Origin of the sequence: Caulobacter sp. 1776, assembly GCF_040545685.1 — a bacterium.
Classification (GTDB): Bacteria; Pseudomonadota; Alphaproteobacteria; order Caulobacterales; family Caulobacteraceae; genus Caulobacter.
The window spans coordinates 598,104-614,001 of record NZ_JBEPMI010000001.1; the positions used below are offsets into that span (position 1 = coordinate 598,104).

Annotated in this window: 14 protein-coding genes; 9 read left to right on the forward strand and 5 right to left on the reverse strand. The window is 68.2% G+C overall.

The window, feature by feature from the left end; translation table 11 throughout:
- The first annotated feature begins 43 nt into the window (after positions 1–43).
- Positions 44–979, forward strand: coding sequence for an isopenicillin N synthase family dioxygenase (locus tag ABIC66_RS02700; RefSeq protein ID WP_354067843.1), 936 nt, complete (start codon positions 44–46; stop codon positions 977–979).
- Between the two features lie 53 nt (positions 980–1,032).
- Here ABIC66_RS02700 and ABIC66_RS02705 read toward each other — a convergent pair whose 3' ends face one another.
- Complete coding sequence (locus ABIC66_RS02705; RefSeq protein WP_354067844.1) at positions 1,033–2,694, reverse strand: TadE/TadG family type IV pilus assembly protein; 1,662 nt, start codon at positions 2,692–2,694, stop codon at positions 1,033–1,035.
- Positions 2,695–2,812: 118 nt separating this feature from the next.
- Between ABIC66_RS02705 and trmD the strand changes: the two genes are divergently transcribed.
- Positions 2,813–3,550 carry a tRNA (guanosine(37)-N1)-methyltransferase TrmD gene (gene trmD / locus ABIC66_RS02710; protein ID WP_354067845.1) on the forward strand — a complete coding sequence of 246 codons (738 nt, stop codon included), beginning with the start codon at positions 2,813–2,815 and terminating at the stop codon, positions 3,548–3,550.
- A gap of 3 nt (positions 3,551–3,553) precedes the next feature.
- Positions 3,554–3,949, forward strand: coding sequence for a 50S ribosomal protein L19 (gene rplS, locus ABIC66_RS02715; RefSeq protein ID WP_354067846.1), 396 nt, complete (start codon positions 3,554–3,556; stop codon positions 3,947–3,949).
- Between the two features lie 65 nt (positions 3,950–4,014).
- Here rplS and ABIC66_RS02720 read toward each other — a convergent pair whose 3' ends face one another.
- Entirely contained in the window at positions 4,015–5,052 is a 1,038-nt protein-coding gene (locus ABIC66_RS02720) for a M23 family metallopeptidase (protein WP_354067847.1), read from the reverse strand.
- Positions 5,053–5,113: 61 nt separating this feature from the next.
- Entirely contained in the window at positions 5,114–5,254 is a 141-nt protein-coding gene (locus tag ABIC66_RS02725) for a hypothetical protein (protein ID WP_354067848.1), read from the reverse strand.
- Positions 5,255–5,347: 93 nt separating this feature from the next.
- Here ABIC66_RS02725 and ABIC66_RS02730 point away from each other — a divergent pair, with 93 nt between their 5' ends.
- Positions 5,348–6,310, forward strand: a complete 963-nt coding sequence (locus ABIC66_RS02730) for a LysR substrate-binding domain-containing protein (protein WP_354067849.1) — start codon at positions 5,348–5,350, stop codon at positions 6,308–6,310.
- A gap of 343 nt (positions 6,311–6,653) precedes the next feature.
- On the opposite strand, the gene ABIC66_RS02735 is transcribed toward ABIC66_RS02730, so the two are convergent.
- Positions 6,654–8,207 (reverse strand): MFS transporter, encoded by a 1,554-nt coding sequence (locus ABIC66_RS02735; protein ID WP_354067850.1) that lies wholly within the window; start codon positions 8,205–8,207, stop codon positions 6,654–6,656.
- Positions 8,208–8,331: 124 nt separating this feature from the next.
- Between ABIC66_RS02735 and leuC the strand changes: the two genes are divergently transcribed.
- The 5 genes from leuC (at position 8,332) to ABIC66_RS02760 (ending at position 13,610) form a co-directional block, all read left to right on the forward strand.
- Positions 8,332–9,774 carry a 3-isopropylmalate dehydratase large subunit gene (leuC, locus tag ABIC66_RS02740; protein ID WP_354067851.1) on the forward strand — a complete coding sequence of 481 codons (1,443 nt, stop codon included), beginning with the start codon at positions 8,332–8,334 and terminating at the stop codon, positions 9,772–9,774.
- Positions 9,774–10,382, forward strand: coding sequence for a 3-isopropylmalate dehydratase small subunit (leuD, locus tag ABIC66_RS02745; RefSeq protein ID WP_354067852.1), 609 nt, complete (start codon positions 9,774–9,776; stop codon positions 10,380–10,382). Before leuC ends, leuD begins: the two co-directional genes overlap by 1 nt.
- A gap of 131 nt (positions 10,383–10,513) precedes the next feature.
- Positions 10,514–10,816: a putative quinol monooxygenase gene (locus tag ABIC66_RS02750; RefSeq protein WP_354067853.1), complete on the forward strand. Its 303-nt coding sequence runs from the start codon at positions 10,514–10,516 to the stop codon at positions 10,814–10,816.
- Positions 10,817–10,830: 14 nt separating this feature from the next.
- Positions 10,831–11,883 carry a 3-isopropylmalate dehydrogenase gene (gene leuB / locus ABIC66_RS02755; RefSeq protein WP_354067854.1) on the forward strand — a complete coding sequence of 351 codons (1,053 nt, stop codon included), beginning with the start codon at positions 10,831–10,833 and terminating at the stop codon, positions 11,881–11,883.
- A gap of 107 nt (positions 11,884–11,990) precedes the next feature.
- Complete coding sequence (locus tag ABIC66_RS02760; RefSeq protein WP_354067855.1) at positions 11,991–13,610, forward strand: long-chain fatty acid--CoA ligase; 1,620 nt, start codon at positions 11,991–11,993, stop codon at positions 13,608–13,610.
- Between the two features lie 53 nt (positions 13,611–13,663).
- Here ABIC66_RS02760 and ABIC66_RS02765 read toward each other — a convergent pair whose 3' ends face one another.
- Positions 13,664–15,763: a catalase gene (locus ABIC66_RS02765; RefSeq protein WP_354067856.1), complete on the reverse strand. Its 2,100-nt coding sequence runs from the start codon at positions 15,761–15,763 to the stop codon at positions 13,664–13,666.
- Between the last annotated feature and the right edge of the window lie 135 nt (positions 15,764–15,898).

Genomic DNA, 15,898 nt, shown 5'->3' on the forward strand with positions numbered 1-15,898 from the left:
GAACTTACTCATTCCAGATGCTCGCTGCTTGAGGCTCGAAGAAGTGTCCACGTCCGCCATCGAACCGATCTCGTTCACCCTCTACAGCAAGGACTTCCCGCGCTTCGCCCAGGAGCTGGGCGCGTCGTTCGAGCGCTACGGCTTCGCCGTGCTGTCGGAGTACGACATCCCCCAGGACCGCATCGACGCGGCCCTCGCCGACACCAAGGCGTTCTTCGCCCTGCCCGAAGAGACCAAGAAGCAATATGCCGGGATCAAGGGCGGCGCGCGCGGCTACATCCCGTTCGGCGTCGAAACCGCCAAGGGCGCCACGCACCATGACCTGAAGGAATTCTGGCACATGGGCCGCGACCTGCCGCCCGGCCACCGCTTCCGGGCCACCATGGCCGACAACGTCTGGCCAGCCGAGATCCCGGCCTTCAAGCACGACGTCAGCTGGTTCTACAACGCGCTCGACACCATGGGCGGCAAGGTCCTGGAGGCCATCGCCACCTATCTGAAGCTGGACCGCGACTTCTTCTACCCGACCATCGAGAACGGCAATTCGGTGCTGCGGCTGCTGCATTATCCGCCGATCCCGCAGGACGCCACCGGCGTCCGCGCCGGGGCCCACGGCGACATCAACACCATCACCCTGCTGATGGGCGCCGAAGAAGGCGGGCTGGAGCTCCTGGACCGCAACGGCGAGTGGCTGCCGATCAACCCGCCGCCAGGCTGCATCGTCATCAACATCGGCGACATGCTGGAGCGGCTGACCAACCACGTCCTGCCCTCGACCATCCACCGCGTGCAGAACCCGCCGCCCGAGCGCCGCCATATCCCGCGCTATTCGACGCCGTTCTTCCTGCACTTCGCGTCGGACTACGAGATCAAGACCCTGCCCAACTGCATCACGCCGGAAAACCCGGACCGCTATCCGGAATCGATCACCGCCGACGAGTTCCTCCAGCAACGCCTGCGCGAGATCAAGCTGGCCTAGCAAGTCCGCATGATCGACGGATTCAAGGCCTCCCTCAGTGGGAGGCCTTCGTCCTACTTGGCGATCCGCAGGCTCTGGATGGCGCCGGCGATGGTGTTGAACACGCTGGTCAGCTGCGAGGCGTCCGTCACGTCATAGTACATGTCTGTCGAGGTGGCGCAGGTCTGCAGGATGCTCTTCGAGTGCGCCGAGACCCCCACCCCGATCGAATAGATCAGCACTCCGGCCGCCTTGGCGTTGACGCAGGCCTTGGCTTGGCGACTGTCGATCGCGTCGCGGCGCTCATCGCCCGAGGACGACGCCGTCAAGGCGACATTGCTGCTGTTCTTCAGCCGCCCTTCCCACATGTATCCATAGCCCGTGTAGATGGAGCCGTTGGGGTTGGAATAGTAGTCGTTGGTATTGTCGCCATCGGTCAGCAACACGATGATCTTTTGGGTCTTGGGTGTGCCGTAGGCCACCCCGTCCGCGAACGGCGCGTTGGGCGAGATCGTGTGCCAACCCCACATCAGGCCCATGGCGACGTTGGTGTTGCCGTCGGCGACCATGGCGTCGAGCTTGTCGGTCACCGTCGTCGCGCCGGCGGCGGTCCGCACATTCGTCAGGCGAAGCAGATTGGTCAGCCCGCAGCCGGCATTGGGGCCATAGTCCGTGCCCGTCTTGGCGTCGCTGATGATGTTGCCCTTGTTGTTGGAGGCGTATTTGTTGGTCTCGGCCTGGCGGGTCGCCCAGACGCCGGAGTTCGATTTGTCGTTGGTGATCCAGTTGTTCTGGATGTCGCCACCCCAGTTGGTGCGGGCGTCGCGATAGTTGCTCCAGCCGGCGGAGACGGTGTTGTCGTCGGGCTCGTCCGGCGCGAAGAACGGCACGAACAGGGTCGCCGGGGTCCCCGACGTCGGAGCCGTGTCCTGAATGTCATAGGGATCCGGGCGGCTCTCGACGCAGCCCGCCCAGCTCAGGCCCATGTTGGTCAACAGGGAGAAGCGGTTCTGCGACGACGCGAAGATGTCGCTGCCGTAGCTGGAGGGCTGGGCGCCGCTCATCCAACTGGAGGACTGATAGGTCGAGCCCACGTTCACGGTCATCGAGAACGGCACCACCGAAATCTTGACCGCGTCGGTTTCGGAAGCGCGGGCGGCGGCCGCGGCGAGGGTCGCGACCAGCGACTTGGCGGCCGTCTTCAAGGCGTCGATCTTCCGGGTCGAGCCGAGGTTGCTGCCCATCGAACCGGTGTTGTCGAGCACCAGGGCCACTTCCAGCTTGTTGACCGAGCGGACGACCTCGGAATTGGCCGTGACCGTGATGCTGGAATTGGTCCACAGGTTCGCGATGATCGGCGTGATCGAGCCGGTCGCCGTGCCGATGACCCGGCTGCCCGTGCCCGCCTTGAAGGTCGAGCTCGACGCGCTTAGACCCAGGCCCAGGCCCGAGATCTCCGCCACGAAGGCCGCATCGCCAACTGTATCCAACTCGGCGTCCGTCACCGCCGTCGATCGCGCCGCCATCAGCGTGGCCGCGTCGAGAGCGTCCTGCATCTGACGGCGCTGCAGGCTGATCCGGCCCAGGTCGACCAGGGCGAACACCAGGACCGTCAGCGGAATGGCCAACAGCGCGAACTGGATGGCGATCGCCCCGCGTTCGTCGCGCCGCAAACGGCCGCCGAAGGCGACGACGCCGTCGCTCAGGCGGCGGAAGAGGCGGCTCAGGGTCGACATGGCGGGTTCCGGACGAGGCTTTTCGGCCTGAATTTCGCCGACGAGGGTGAACAAGCCGGAAATGGCGCTGGTGAACGCCGCCTTCGACTCCGGGCGCGCCTGCGGCTAAAGAGCCCGGATGCCGTTCACCGCGACCGTCCTGACCATGTTCCCCGAGGCCTTTCCCGGCCCGCTCGGCGTCTCGATGATCGGGACCGCCTGGACCGAGCAGGATCTGTGGCGTTTGGAAACGCTGGACATTCGGACCTTTTCCAAGGATAAGCGCGGCTTCCTCGACGACACCCCCGCGGGTGGCGGCGCGGGAGCCGTGCTCAAAGCGGACGTCATCGCCTCTGCGCTGGATAGCCTGGAGCGGGATGGGCGGCCGCTCTTGTACATGAGCGCCCGGGGCAGGCCCCTGACCCAGGCGCGCGTAAGAGAGTGGTCCAAGGCGCCCGGCATCGTGGTGCTGTGCGGCCGCTTCGAGGGGGTGGACCAACGGGTGCTCGACGCCCGCGGGTTCGAGGAAGTCTCGGTCGGAGACGCTGTCCTCGCGGGAGGAGAAGCAGCGGCGATGGTCGTGATCGAGGCGTGCGTTCGACTGGCCCCCGGTGTGCTGGGGAACATCGAGAGCACGCTGGAAGAAAGCTTCGAGGACGGTCTCCTCGAGCATCCGCAGTACACCAGGCCGCGGACGTTCGAAGGGCTCGACATCCCCGAGGTGCTGCTGTCGGGCGATCACAAGCGGATCGACCAATGGCGCAAGCGTATGCGTGAAGAAACGACCCGCGAGCGGCGGCCCGATCTCTGGGAAGCGCATCTCGCCAATCAACAGGCAAAAGGCGGCCCGAAAACGGGTAAGCCCAAAGGAGAATAGATCATGGCGATCAACATCATCGCTCAGCTCGAGCAAGAAGAATCGGCCCGTCTGCTGGCCGCCCGCGCGATCCCGGACTTCCGTCCCGGCGACACCCTGCGCGTCAACGTGAAGATCAAGGAAGGCGAGCGCGAGCGCGTTCAGGCCTACGAAGGCGTCTGCATCGCCCGCGCCGGCGCCGGCATCCACGAGAGCTTCACGGTCCGTAAGATCTCGTTCGGCGAAGGCGTGGAGCGTCTGTTCCCGCTGCTCTCGCCGAGCATCGAAAGCATCGAAGTGAAGCGTCGCGGCGTCGTCCGTCGCGCCAAGCTGTACTACCTGCGTGACCGTCGCGGTAAGTCGGCCCGTATCGCCGAGCGCTCGGGCGCCCCGAAGGCTTCGGCTTCGTCGGAAGACTAAGCCTTTCCAGCTTCGGAAAAAGATCGAGGCCCTGGCGGAAACGCCGGGGCCTTTTTCTTTGGCCGCTACCCCGTAAAGCGGACCACGACGTTCGAGCCGGGCAGCTCGTCGCGGCGCTTCGGGTCCAGCCCCGCCAGGGGACTCCAGGGCGCCGAGCCCAGGCGGCCGAGGTCGTCATAGCGGCCCAGCAGGGTGAAACGCTCGAAGCCGTAGCCGACGCCCTCCCCCAGCAGGGGCCTCGCCGCGTCGGCGACGTGCAGGTGCAGATGCGGGCCGGTGGAGTCGCCGGAAAAGCCCAGATGACCGATCACCTGCCCTCGGCGCACCCGGTCGCCGACCTTCACGCGCAGGCTGCCCGGGATCAGGTGCTCGTAGATCGCGTGACGGCCGCCGCCGAGATCGAGCGAGACATAGTTGCCCGCCGCCAGCTCCTCGGGATGCTTGCCGTTGTCGGAGAGACGGGCCGCCTCGGGGACGCCATCGCGGGCGGCCGCGACGGTGGCGTCGGCGACGGCCAGCACCTCGGCGCCGTAGCCCAGGGCGTTGCGGGCAAGATCGGCGTCGCCCGTGGCGATCTGTCCTCGGTCGTCGACGCGCACCCAGTCGATCGCGGTGCGACCCGGCAAGCGCGGCTTGCCGTCCGGCGCATAGAACACCCGGCGATGTCCCCGCGGCCACTCGGCCTTGTAGATCGCGACCCAGGGTCCGCCGCGCAGGGGCGGGCCCAGCATTGGGCCGGGGTCGGGCGGCAGATCGGCCTCGACCCTTTGATCGCCGGCCGCGATGGCCAGCCGTTTCGTCGAAACAGGGAGGTCGAGCTCGACGAACACCACCGCGCCGTCCGCCTGGGTGACGCGCCGGCCCTCGAGGTCGTGGCCTTCGAACGTCCGCAGAAGCGCGCCGCTGCCGGCGTCACGTACGCTGACCGTCGTGATCGGCGTCCTGTCGATCCAGAGTTCGAAAAGCGCGCGCCGCCGGCCTTCGACCCGGACCACGGCGGGGGCTTGCCGAAGGCCGGGCGCGGCGGCGCGCGCGGGACCCGACGCCAACGCCATGGCCAAAGGGGCGGCCATGACCGCGCGCCGGGTAACCTGGTCCGCCATTGTCGCGCCCCTCCGCCTCGCTCAAGGACTTGGGAAGCCTGGCGGCCAGGTCAAGGCGTGCTTATCGGGGCGCGAGATAGCGCAGGCGCTTGCCGGCGACCGCCGACTTGGCGGGTCGGCGCAGCGCCGCCCACAGCTGCTGCAGGCTCAGCACCCAGCCAAACGTGGTTTCCTTATGGAGCTTGAGAGCTTCGTCCATCATCGTCGCCTTCCGTGGCTTGTCGATGACCCGAAAATCGTCGTTCGGAGGCCGCGTGACAAACGCGGCCTCCTTGGCTATTCATAAGCTAACCTTATGACAGACGTTCTCGCCCGCCTGCCGCTCAGCGCCATCCGCGTGTTCGAGGCGGCCGCTCGCCTCAAGAGCTTCACCCGGGCGGCTGACGCGCTGGGCGTGACCCAGGCCGCCGTCAGCTGGCAGGTGAAAGCCCTCGAGCAGCGCCTGGACCAGCCGCTGTTCAACCGCCTGCCGCGCGAGGTGACCCTGACCCCGGCCGGCGAGCGCCTGTCGCGAGCCGCGACCGAGGCGATGTCCTTGCTGCGCTCGGCGGTCTCGGATCTGGTCGAGACCGAGGACGGCGTGCTGTCGATCACCACGGTCCAGAGTCTGGGCGGCCAATGGCTGGCGCCGCGCCTGGGCGGCTTCCAGATCGCCCACCCCCGCATCGCCGTGCGGCTGGAGGCCTCCAGCCGGGTGATCGACCTGACGCGCGAGGGCGTCGACCTGGCCCTGCGCGGCGGCCACGGCCAATGGCCAGGCATGACCGCCCACTTCCTGGTGCCCGCCGTCCAGACGCCGCTGGTCTCGCCGGAGTTCCTGGCCCGGATCGGCGGCTTGAGCAAACCCGAGGACCTGCTCGAGGTCTCGCGGATCGGCATCGCGCGCGAGTGGGACGAGTGGTTCCAGGCCGCCGGCGTCACGGCCAGGCCGCAGCGGTCGGACCCGCGCCTGGCCTCGGACGCTCAGGCGCTGGAGGTGGCCAGCGCCCTGGCCAGCCACGGCGCGGCCCTCGGCTCGCCGATCTTCTTCGCTCGCGACCTGGCCGAGGGGCGGCTGATCATGCCGTTCGACGTGGTGGCCCGCTACACTGGCGGCTACTGGCTGGCCTATCCCAGCGACCGCTCGCGGGCGCGCAAGATCGTCGCCTTCCGCGACTGGGTGCTGGCCCAGGCGGCCGCCGACCCGCTGATCGCCCGCTACGCGGCCGTGGCCCCGCTGGAAGCGCCCACCGCCTCGCCGTTGAACCGTCCGCTATAGTCAAGCTTAGGTGCGTTCGCACGCGTCTTGACAAACCCGCGTTCTGGGACAAGGTTAACTCACCCCCGACGTTGTCGGGCTTCCAGACCGTCTCCTTTCTAGTGGACGGCCCTCTTCGGGCGGAGCCATCGGCCCCCGAAGGCTGAAAATGATGCTAGGGCGCGCCGAAACACAGGCGCGCCCTATGTCGTTCGGGGTCCCTCGAATTCCGCTCTTCCCGGCGAAAGCCGGGACCCAGATCCCATGGCGCTCGGGTGGGCTGGAAAGCGCGGCGTCCATGGAGCCCACCTCGGCGCTCTTCCAGCTGGGCCCCGGCTTTCGCCGGGGAGAGCGGACCAGGCGTTCAAGCCCGCCGCTTGCGTCGAGGCTGGGCCTTGCGCTCCTGGTCCCGCTCGGCCTGACGCTCCCGCGCGCGTCGCAGCCGCCGCTGAACCCGCGCGTCGCGCAGCAGTGCGGCCGGGACGTCGGTCAGCAGCTTCAGGCCCGCGATCGGCGACAGGTTGCGCACGTCGCGGCGGGCCTGGGCGATCACCTCGCCGACCATGGCCCGGCTGTCGACCTCACCGGCCTCCCTGACCAGGGCCAGGCGGTGCAGGGCATAGAGGCCCAGGCCGAAGGCGATCAGGAAATAGAAGTCCCAGCTGGACACCCGCAGCGGCATCAGGGTCAGCACATCGCCGGGGCTGGTCCAGCGCAGCAGGATCTCCAGCCGGCGAGCGGCGAAGAAGTCGGCGAACACCCCGCCCAGCACCGGCGCCAGGCCCGCCGCCGCCGAGCTGATCAGGGCGTTGGCGGCGATATAGGCCGTGGCCGAACCGCGCGGCGACAGCTTCATGGCGATATTGCCCGACGACAGGGTCACCCCCGCCGTGGCCAGGCCCATCAGGGCGTGCAGCCCGACCAGATAGGCCATGACCCAGGTCTTGTCCTGGATCTGAGACGCCCCGACCATGGCGGCGATGCACAGGATGAACAGCGGCGCGGCCACGGCCAGCACCGACTTGTTGGCGAAGCGGTCCGACAGCAGGCCCCAGCTGCGCAGCGCCAGCACGTTGGTCGCCTGGCTGACCACGCCCAGGATCACCACGAAGGTGATGTTCAGACCCAGCTGCTTGACGAAGAACACCGTGAAGAACGGCGTCGCCAGGTTCACGGCGAACTGCCAGCTGGCCAGGAACAGGATCAGCCGGCGAAAATTCTGGTCGCGCAGCGGCGCGCGCAGCAGCGGCAGCAGGCGAATGGTCTCGGTTGGGGCCGGCATGCGCGGCTCGGGGGTCAGGGCCAGCTCCCGACAGCTCAGCAGCCCCGCCACGAAGGCCGCCGCATAGAGGCCGGCGAAGGCGATCGGCCGCCAGGTCGAGCCTTCCGGCGCGCGGTCCAGTACGAAGGCCGCCGCCAGGCTGGCGACCAGGCCGACCAGGGTGGCGTTGATCGTCCGCTTGGCGAAGATCTGGCCCAGCCGCGCCTCGGGCGCGAGGTCCCGCACCCACGCGTTCCAGGCGCAGCCGCCGAAGGTGGCGACACCGCAGTACATAACCTGCAAGGCCACCAGCGCCGCCAGGGTCGCGCTCCCCGACTTCGGCGCCAGGGCCAGCAGCGCCATGCCGGCGATCGCCAGGCGGCTGACGAAGCTGGCGATGATCGAGATGCGCTTGCGAGTGCGCAGCTTCTCGACCAGCAGCACCCCGGGCGCCTGCAACAGCTGAACCCAGAAGGCCGCCGCCGCCAGCAGGCCGATCGTGGTGTTCGAGGCCCCCAGGTGCAGGGCGAAGGCCGTCAGGATGACCCCGCTGGTCACCGCCGTGACCGCGTTGGAAAAGCCGGCCTCCAGCACCAGGTGGCGCAGGCCGCGCTCGCGCTCGTCCTCGCTCAATTGCGGCGTTGGGGCAAAAAACATGCGCGGCGCGAGCCTCCATGCGCCCCAATGGGGCACGAACGACCGCAACAAGGCGATCGAACCAAGGATTTCCGGCGTTTCCTCGCTTTACGCGCCCCTCGCGAAGGCCTAGATGCGGGGCGCTATGACCCGCACACCCAAGACCCTCTACGACAAGATCTGGGACGCTCACGTCGTCAACGAACAGGACGGCGAAGCGATCCTCTATATCGACCTGCACCTGATCCACGAGGTGACCACCCCGCAGGCCTTCGCCGGCCTTCGCGCGGCGGGTCGCAAGGTGCGCCGTCCCGACCGCACGCTGGCGGTGGCGGACCACAACATCCCGACCGAGGGCCAGGCCCTGGGCGTCGACGCGGTGGCGGACGAGGAGGCGCGGCTCCAGCTCAAGACCCTGGCCCGCAACGTCGCCGACAACGGCATCGAATTCTTCCCGATGGGCGACATCCGCAACGGCATCGTCCATGTGGTCGGTCCCGAGCAGGGCCGCACCCAGCCGGGCATGACCATCGTCTGCGGCGACAGCCACACCTCGACCCACGGCGCCTTCGGGGCCCTGGCCCACGGCATCGGCACGTCCGAGGTCGAGCACGTCCTGGCCACCCAGACGCTGCGCCAGAAGAAGGCGAAGAACATGCTGGTCCGCGTCGACGGCAGCCTCGCGCCTGGCGTCACCGGCAAGGACATCGCCCTGGCCGTGATCGGCGAGATCGGCACCGCCGGCGGCACCGGCTACGTCATCGAGTTCGCCGGCCAGGCCGTGCGCGAGCTGTCGATGGAGGGCCGCATGACCCTCTGCAACCTGACCATCGAGGGCGGCGCCAAGGCCGGCCTGATCGCGCCGGACGACAAGACCTTCGCCTATATCCAGGGCAAGCCCGCCGCCCCCAAGGGCGCGGCCTGGGACATGGCCCTGTCGCACTGGAAGACCTTCTTCACCGACGAGGACGCCGTCTTCGACCGTACCGTGGTCATCGACGGCTCGGCCTTGGTCCCGATGGTCACCTGGGGCACGTCCCCCGAGGACGTCATCCCGGTGACCGGCAACGTCCCGGACCCGGAAAGCTTTGCCACGCCAGACAAGCGCGCGGCCGCCCACCGGGCGCTGGACTATATGGGCCTGACCGCCGGCCAGCCGATCAGCGAAGCCCGCATCGACCGCGTCTTCATCGGCTCGTGCACCAACAGCCGCATCGAGGACATGCGCGCCGCCGCCGCCGTGGTCCAGGAAGCCTTCCTGCACGGCCGCCTGGTGGCCCCGCACGTCAAGGCCATGGTCGTGCCCGGCTCGGGCCTGGTGAAGGAACAGGCCGAGGAAGAGGGCCTGGACGCCATCTTCAAGGCCGCCGGCTTCGATTGGCGCGAGCCCGGCTGCTCGATGTGCCTGGCCATGAACCCCGACAAGCTGGCTCCGCAGGAACGCTGCGCCTCGACCAGCAATCGCAACTTCGAAGGCCGCCAGGGCCGCGCCGGCCGCACCCACCTGGTCTCGCCGGCCATGGCGGCGGCGGCGGCGATCGCGGGGCATCTGGTGGACGTGCGGACTTTCCTGGAGGAGACCGTCTGATGAAGGCCTTCACCCGCCTCGACGGCCGCGCGGCTCCGCTGGAGCTGGCCAATATCGACACCGACCAGATCATCCCCAAGCAGTTCCTCAAGACCGTGGAGCGCGAGGGCTTGGCCAAGGGCCTGTTCTACGACTTCCGCTTCGACGGCGAAGGCAACGAGATCAAGGACTTCGTGCTCAACAAGCCGGAGTACAAGAACGCCAGCGTGCTGATCGCCGGCGACAATTTCGGCTGCGGCAGCTCGCGCGAGCACGCCCCGTGGGCGCTGATGGACTATGGGATCATGTGCGTGATCTCGACCAGCTTCGCCGACATCTTCAACAACAACTGCTTCAACAACGGCCTGCTGCCGGTGGTGGTCAGCCCGGCGGACCTCTCGCTCCTGATGGACGAGGCCAAGGGCGGCAACCACATGGTCAGCGTCGACCTCGAGGCCCAGACCGTGGTCTCGCCGTCGGGCAAGGTCATCGGCTTCGACATCGACCCCGTCCGCAAGGAGAAGATGCTCAAGGGCCTCGACGCCATCGGCGAGACCCTGATGCACGGCGGCGACATCGACGTCTACGAGCACAAGCGCGCGCTCAGCCAGCCCTGGCTGGAGGCGTAGTCCGTAAAAACTGTCATCCCGGTCAAGCGCGAAGCGCGTAGAACCGGGACCGCCGGAAGCGTCGGCGCTTGCCGCGGTCCCGGCTCTCCGCTGCGCCGCGGCCGGGATGACACCGAAATAGGGCGACCAGCATGACCCTCATCCTCGCCGGCACGATCCGCATCGCGCCCGATCGCCTGGCCGAGCTGCGCCCGCACCTCCGCGCCCAGGTCGAGGGCACGCGCGCCGAGCCGGGCTGCCTGGACTACGCCCTGACCGAAGACCCGCTGGATCCCGGCCTGATCCGGGTCTACGAGCACTTCGAGAGCGAGGCGGCGCTGGAGTTCCATCGCGCCACGCCGCACATGGCCGCCTGGCGCGCCGCCTGCGCCGAACTGGGCGTGCACGGCCGCGACCTGAGTTCATTCGACGTTTCCGACTACCGTAAAATCTGAGCGAGAAGCCCTCCATGTCCACCCTGCTCCTCCTGCCCGGCGACGGCATCGGCCCGGAAGTCTGCGCGCAGGTGCGCCGCGTGGCGGCCGCCCTCACCCCGGATCTCCAGGTTTCGGAAGCGCCCTATGGCGGGTCCAGCTACGACGCGCACGGCACGCCGCTGCTGGACGACGTCCGCGACCAGGCCATCGCCAGCGACGCGGTGCTGATGGGCGCCGTCGGCGGTCCGCAATGGGCCACCGCCCCGCGCCACCTGCGCCCCGAGGCCGGCCTGCTGAACCTGCGCAAGGCCATGGACGTGTTCGCCAACCTGCGCCCCGCCTATTGCTTCGAAGCCCTGGCCGGCGCCTCCAGCCTGAAGACCGAACTGGTTTCGGGCCTGGACATCATGTTCGTCCGCGAACTGGTCGGCGGCGTCTATTTCGGCCAGCCGCGCGGCATCGAGGACTTGCCGGACGGCCAGAAGAAGGGCTTCGACACAGCGGTCTACACGACCAGCGAGATCGAGCGCGTCGGCCGCGTGGCCTTCGAACTGGCCCGGGGTCGGACCAACAAGGTCCACTCGGCCGAGAAGTCGAACGTCATGGAGTCGGGCCTGCTGTGGAAGCAGGTGATCACCGAGCTGCACGCCCGCGAGTATCCCGACGTCCAGCTGGAGCACATCCTGGCCGACAACTGCGCCATGCAGCTGGTCCGCGCGCCCAAGCAGTTCGACGTCATCGTCACCGACAACCTGTTCGGCGACATCCTGTCGGACGCCGCGGCCATGCTGACCGGCTCGCTGGGCATGCTGCCCTCGGCCGCCCTGGGCGCGAAGGGCAAGCCGGGCCTCTACGAGCCGATCCACGGCTCGGCCCCCGACATCGCCGGCAAGGGCGTGGCCAATCCGCTGGCCGCCATCCTGTCGTTCGAAATGGCCCTGCGCTGGTCGCTGGGCCAGGTCGAGGCCGCCGACGCCCTGCTGGCGGCGGTCAAGACGGCGCTGGACACCGGGGCCCGCACCAAGGACCTCGGCGGCTCGCTGACCACCGCCCAGATGGGCGACGCGGTGCTGGCGGCGCTTTAGTAAACCGCCTCCCTCCCCCTTGATGGGGGAGGGAGCCGTCGAAACACTTCCCCAACACCCGTTTCACGCCCTACCCTCCTCGCAACAAGAAACGTGGGGAGGCGCTGATGATCCCGGGCCTGATGCAGACGACGCCGCTGATGATCAGCGGCATTCTGAGCTACGCCGCCCAGGCCCATGCCGGGCGCGAGATCGTCTCCCGGGTGGTCGACGAACCGCTGCACCGCTACGACTATGCCGGCCTGGCCCACCGCTCGGCCCGGGCGGCTCATGCGTTGCGAAAGCTCGGCGTGAAGCCCGGCGACCGGGTCACGTCCCTGGCCTGGAACACTCACCGGCATCTGGAGCTGTTCTATGCTGTGCCCGGAATCGGGGCGGTGCTGCACACGGCCAATCCGCGGCTGTTCGACGAACAGATCGCCTACACGATCAACCACGCCGAAAGCGGCGTCCTGTTGTTCGATCGCAGTTTCGCCGCCCTGGTCGAGCGGATCGCGCCGCGGCTGACCACGGTGAAGACCTTCGTCATGCTGTCGGACGCCGAGCGGACGATCCCCGGATCGGTCGGCGCGATCTCGTACGAGACCCTGATCGCTGGCGAGGCCGAGACGATCGACTGGCCGACCTTCGACGAGAACGCCGGGGCCTTCCTCTGCTACACCTCGGGCACGACGGGCGATCCCAAGGGCGTGCTCTATTCGCACCGCGCCGTGGTGCTGCACGCCATGGCCGGAGGCCTGAACAGCGCGTTCGGCTTCACCGCGTTCGACGTCGTGATGCCCTGTTCCAGCCTCTACCACGCCACCGCCTGGGGCCTGCCGTTCAGCGCGCCGCTGTGCGGGGCCAAGCTCGTCCTGCCCGCCGACAAGATGGACGGCGCCAGCCTGCACGCCTTGATCGAGGGCGAGGGCGTCACCTTCACCGGCGGCGTGCCGACCATCTGGACCATGTACCTGGATTGGCTCGAGAAGACCGGCCAGCGGCCGGCCAGCCTGAAGAGAGTGGTCATCGGCGGCAGCGCCGTGCCGCGCGCCATGGCCGAAGCGTTCAAGCGGCTATACGGCGTCCAGACCCTGCAGATCTGGGGCATGACCGAGACCTGCCCGATCGGCGTCGTCGCCACCCCGACTCCCGCCCTCGCCGCCCTCGGTGAAGAGGCCATGGACGAGGCGATCTGGACCCGCCAGGGCCGGCTGCAGTTCGGCGTCGAGCTGAAGGTCGAGACCGAGGACGGCGCCGACGCGCCTTGGGACGGCGAGACCTCCGGCGCCCTCTTGGTGCGCGGCCCCTGGGTGGTGCGGCGCTACTTCCGCCAGGACGCCGACGCGGCGCGCGAGGACGGCTGGTTCGACACCGGCGACATCGCCACCCTCGACCCGAACGGCTTCATGCGCATCACCGACCGCCAGAAGGACGTGATCAAGTCCGGCGGCGAGTGGATCAGCTCGATCGACCTCGAGAACGTCGCCGTCGGCTGTCCCGGCGTGAAGATCGCCGCCGTGATCGGCGTGCCGCATCCCAAGTGGGAGGAGCGGCCGTTGCTGGTGATCGAGGCGCACGAAGGCTCCGACGTCACCAAGGCCGCGGTGCTCGACTACCTGACGCCGAGGATCGTCAAATGGTGGACGCCCGACGACGTGGTCTTCGCGCCCGTCCCGCTGACGGCTACCGGCAAGATCGACAAGAAGGTGCTGCGCGAGGCGTGGAAGGGGCACTTGGGCGGGTAGGCTTTGCGTCCTTCGAGGCCCGCCCCTAGGCGAGCTCGAAGGACGCACCGACCCTAGGCCAGCATCCGAACCTTCGGTTCGCGATCCCAGAACCGCTTGGCCGCCGCCGCGATGAAGTCGTCGCCCAGGCCCACCACGCCCTCGTCCGGCTCGACGCCCGCCTTGTCCAGCAAGGGCTTGGCCGCGTCGGTTGCGCCGATGGCCTTCAAGTGACCGAAAGCGTCCATGACGAACTGGACGGCGGCGGCCTCCTTCAGCAGCGCCGCGCAGCCGTCCTCCGACAGGACGAGGGCGATGGCGTCGACCGTCACCGACGGCGTCCCGGCCAGCTGGCCGTCGGCCGGGATCAGGGTCCCGTCGGCGCCCTTGGCCCCGCCGATCTTCGGCGCGATGACCTTGGCCACGGCGCCGGCCTTCTTGATCGCCGCCTTCAGCTTGTCGACGGCCTTGGCGTCCGAGCCATCGGCCACCAGCACGCCGATCACATGGCCCTTGATGTCCTGCGGCGCGCGCGGGCCGTTGACGATCCGCAGGGCCGGCGACGGGTCGAGGTCCTGGACGGGGACCGCCGCCTTCGAAGCCTTGGGCACGGCCATGTTGAGGCCGGCCCCGACCCGCTCGGCCAGGTCCGGATCGACATTGACCAGGTTCGACATCATCCGCGTGCGCACCGCCTCGATGCCGACCTTGGACAGCTCGAACACCAGGGCCGAGGCCAGGTGGGCCTGTTCGGCCGGATCCAGCGAGCGGAAGAACAGCCGCGCCTGGCTGTAGTGGTCGGCGAAGCTGGCGGGACGGATGCGCAGCTTGTCGCCCTGCTCGTTCTCGCCCTCCGCGGTCGGGAAGGTCTTGAACCCGGTCACCGGGCACTCGCGCGGCCCGCCCTCCTCGCCAGCCGTCTCGGCCAGGCTGTTGGGCTCGTAGTTGGCGCGGCCCTTGGGCTGCAGCATCTGCATCATGCCGTCGCGCTGGAAGTTCATCACCGGGCACTTGGGCGCGTTGATAGGGATCTGGTGGAAATTGCTGGTGCCCAGCCGGCTCTTCTGGGTGTCGAGGTAGGAAAACAGGCGGCCCTGCAGCAGGGGGTCGTTGGTGAAGTCGATGCCCGGCACGATGTTGCCCGGGCAATAGGCCACCTGCTCGGTCTCGGCGAAGAAGTTGTCGGGCCAGCGGTCCAGCACCATCCGACCGACGATGCGCACCGGCAGCACCTCTTCCGGAATGATCTTGGTCGGGTCCAGCACGTCGAACGGCAGGCTGTCGGCGAAGGCCTGGTCGAAGGCCTGGATGCCCAGCTCCCATTCGGGGAAGTCGCCACGCTGGATGGCCTCGAACAGGTCGCGGCGCTGGAAGTCCGAATCGGCTCCGGCGAGCTTCACCGCCTCGTCCCAGATCGTCGAGGCCACGCCCTGCTTGGGCTTCCAGTGGAACTTGACGAAGGTCGACTGGCCCTTGGCGTTGACCAGCCGGAACGTGTGGACGCCGAAGCCCTCCATGGTCCGCAGGGACCGCGGGATGGTCCGGTCGCTCATCGCCCACATGATCATGTGGGTGCTCTCGGGCATCAGGCTGATGAAGTCCCAAAAGGTGTCGTGGGCGCTGGCCGCTTGCGGATAGCCGCGATCGGCCTCCATCTTCACCGAATGGACGAGATCGGGGAACTTCATGGCGTCCTGGATGAAGAATACCGGGATGTTGTTGCCGACCAGGTCCCAGTTGCCCTCCTGGGTGTAGAACTTCACCGCGAAGCCGCGCACATCGCGAGGCGTATCGACACTGCCCGCGCCGCCGGCCACGGTGGAGAAGCGGGTGAACACCTGAGTCCTCTCGCCCGGCCGCTGGAACAGGTCGGCCTTGGTGATGTCGGCCAGGCTCTCATAGACCTCGAAGAAGCCATGGGCGGCCGAGCCGCGCGCGTGGACGATCCGCTCTGGAATCCGCTCGTGGTCGAAGTGGAAGATCTTTTCGCGGAGGACGAAGTCCTCCAGCAGCACCGGGCCGCGCTCGCCGGACTTCAGCTGGTTCTGGTTGTCAGAGACCCGGATCCCCTGGTTGGTGGTCAGGTGCGCCTCGGGCGTGTGCGGCCCCTTTTCCGGAACGCGTTGATGGGTCTCGTCGCCGTTGCCGCGCTCGGTGGTGAAGCCGTCGTCCATGGTCTTTCCCTCGTCCCGCCCGAATGGGCCGAGGGCCAAACCCGCCGCGTCGATGGGGGTTCCTCCAGCCAAGCTCCCAACGTGCTCATCAGCCGCGAAATGGGTGCGTCAATCGCGCTTGGAAAAACGATAATT

Excerpts from the sequence above, each read along its gene's own strand:
- leuC (WP_354067851.1), top strand. The coding sequence starts at position 8,332 with ATGACCCGCACACCCAAGACCCTCTACGACAAGATCTGGGACGCTCAC.
- trmD (WP_354067845.1), top strand. The coding sequence starts at position 2,813 with ATGCCGTTCACCGCGACCGTCCTGACCATGTTCCCCGAGGCCTTTCCC.
- leuD (WP_354067852.1), top strand. The coding sequence starts at position 9,774 with ATGAAGGCCTTCACCCGCCTCGACGGCCGCGCGGCTCCGCTGGAGCTG.
- ABIC66_RS02720 (WP_354067847.1), bottom strand. The coding sequence starts at position 5,052 with ATGGCGGACCAGGTTACCCGGCGCGCGGTCATGGCCGCCCCTTTGGCC.
- leuB (WP_354067854.1), top strand. The coding sequence starts at position 10,831 with ATGTCCACCCTGCTCCTCCTGCCCGGCGACGGCATCGGCCCGGAAGTC.
- ABIC66_RS02705 (WP_354067844.1), bottom strand. The coding sequence starts at position 2,694 with ATGTCGACCCTGAGCCGCCTCTTCCGCCGCCTGAGCGACGGCGTCGTC.
- rplS (WP_354067846.1), top strand. The coding sequence starts at position 3,554 with ATGGCGATCAACATCATCGCTCAGCTCGAGCAAGAAGAATCGGCCCGT.
- ABIC66_RS02725 (WP_354067848.1), bottom strand. The coding sequence starts at position 5,254 with ATGATGGACGAAGCTCTCAAGCTCCATAAGGAAACCACGTTTGGCTGG.
- ABIC66_RS02735 (WP_354067850.1), bottom strand. The coding sequence starts at position 8,207 with ATGTTTTTTGCCCCAACGCCGCAATTGAGCGAGGACGAGCGCGAGCGC.
- ABIC66_RS02765 (WP_354067856.1), bottom strand. The coding sequence starts at position 15,763 with ATGGACGACGGCTTCACCACCGAGCGCGGCAACGGCGACGAGACCCAT.
- ABIC66_RS02730 (WP_354067849.1), top strand. The coding sequence starts at position 5,348 with ATGACAGACGTTCTCGCCCGCCTGCCGCTCAGCGCCATCCGCGTGTTC.
- ABIC66_RS02750 (WP_354067853.1), top strand. The coding sequence starts at position 10,514 with ATGACCCTCATCCTCGCCGGCACGATCCGCATCGCGCCCGATCGCCTG.
- ABIC66_RS02760 (WP_354067855.1), top strand. The coding sequence starts at position 11,991 with ATGATCCCGGGCCTGATGCAGACGACGCCGCTGATGATCAGCGGCATT.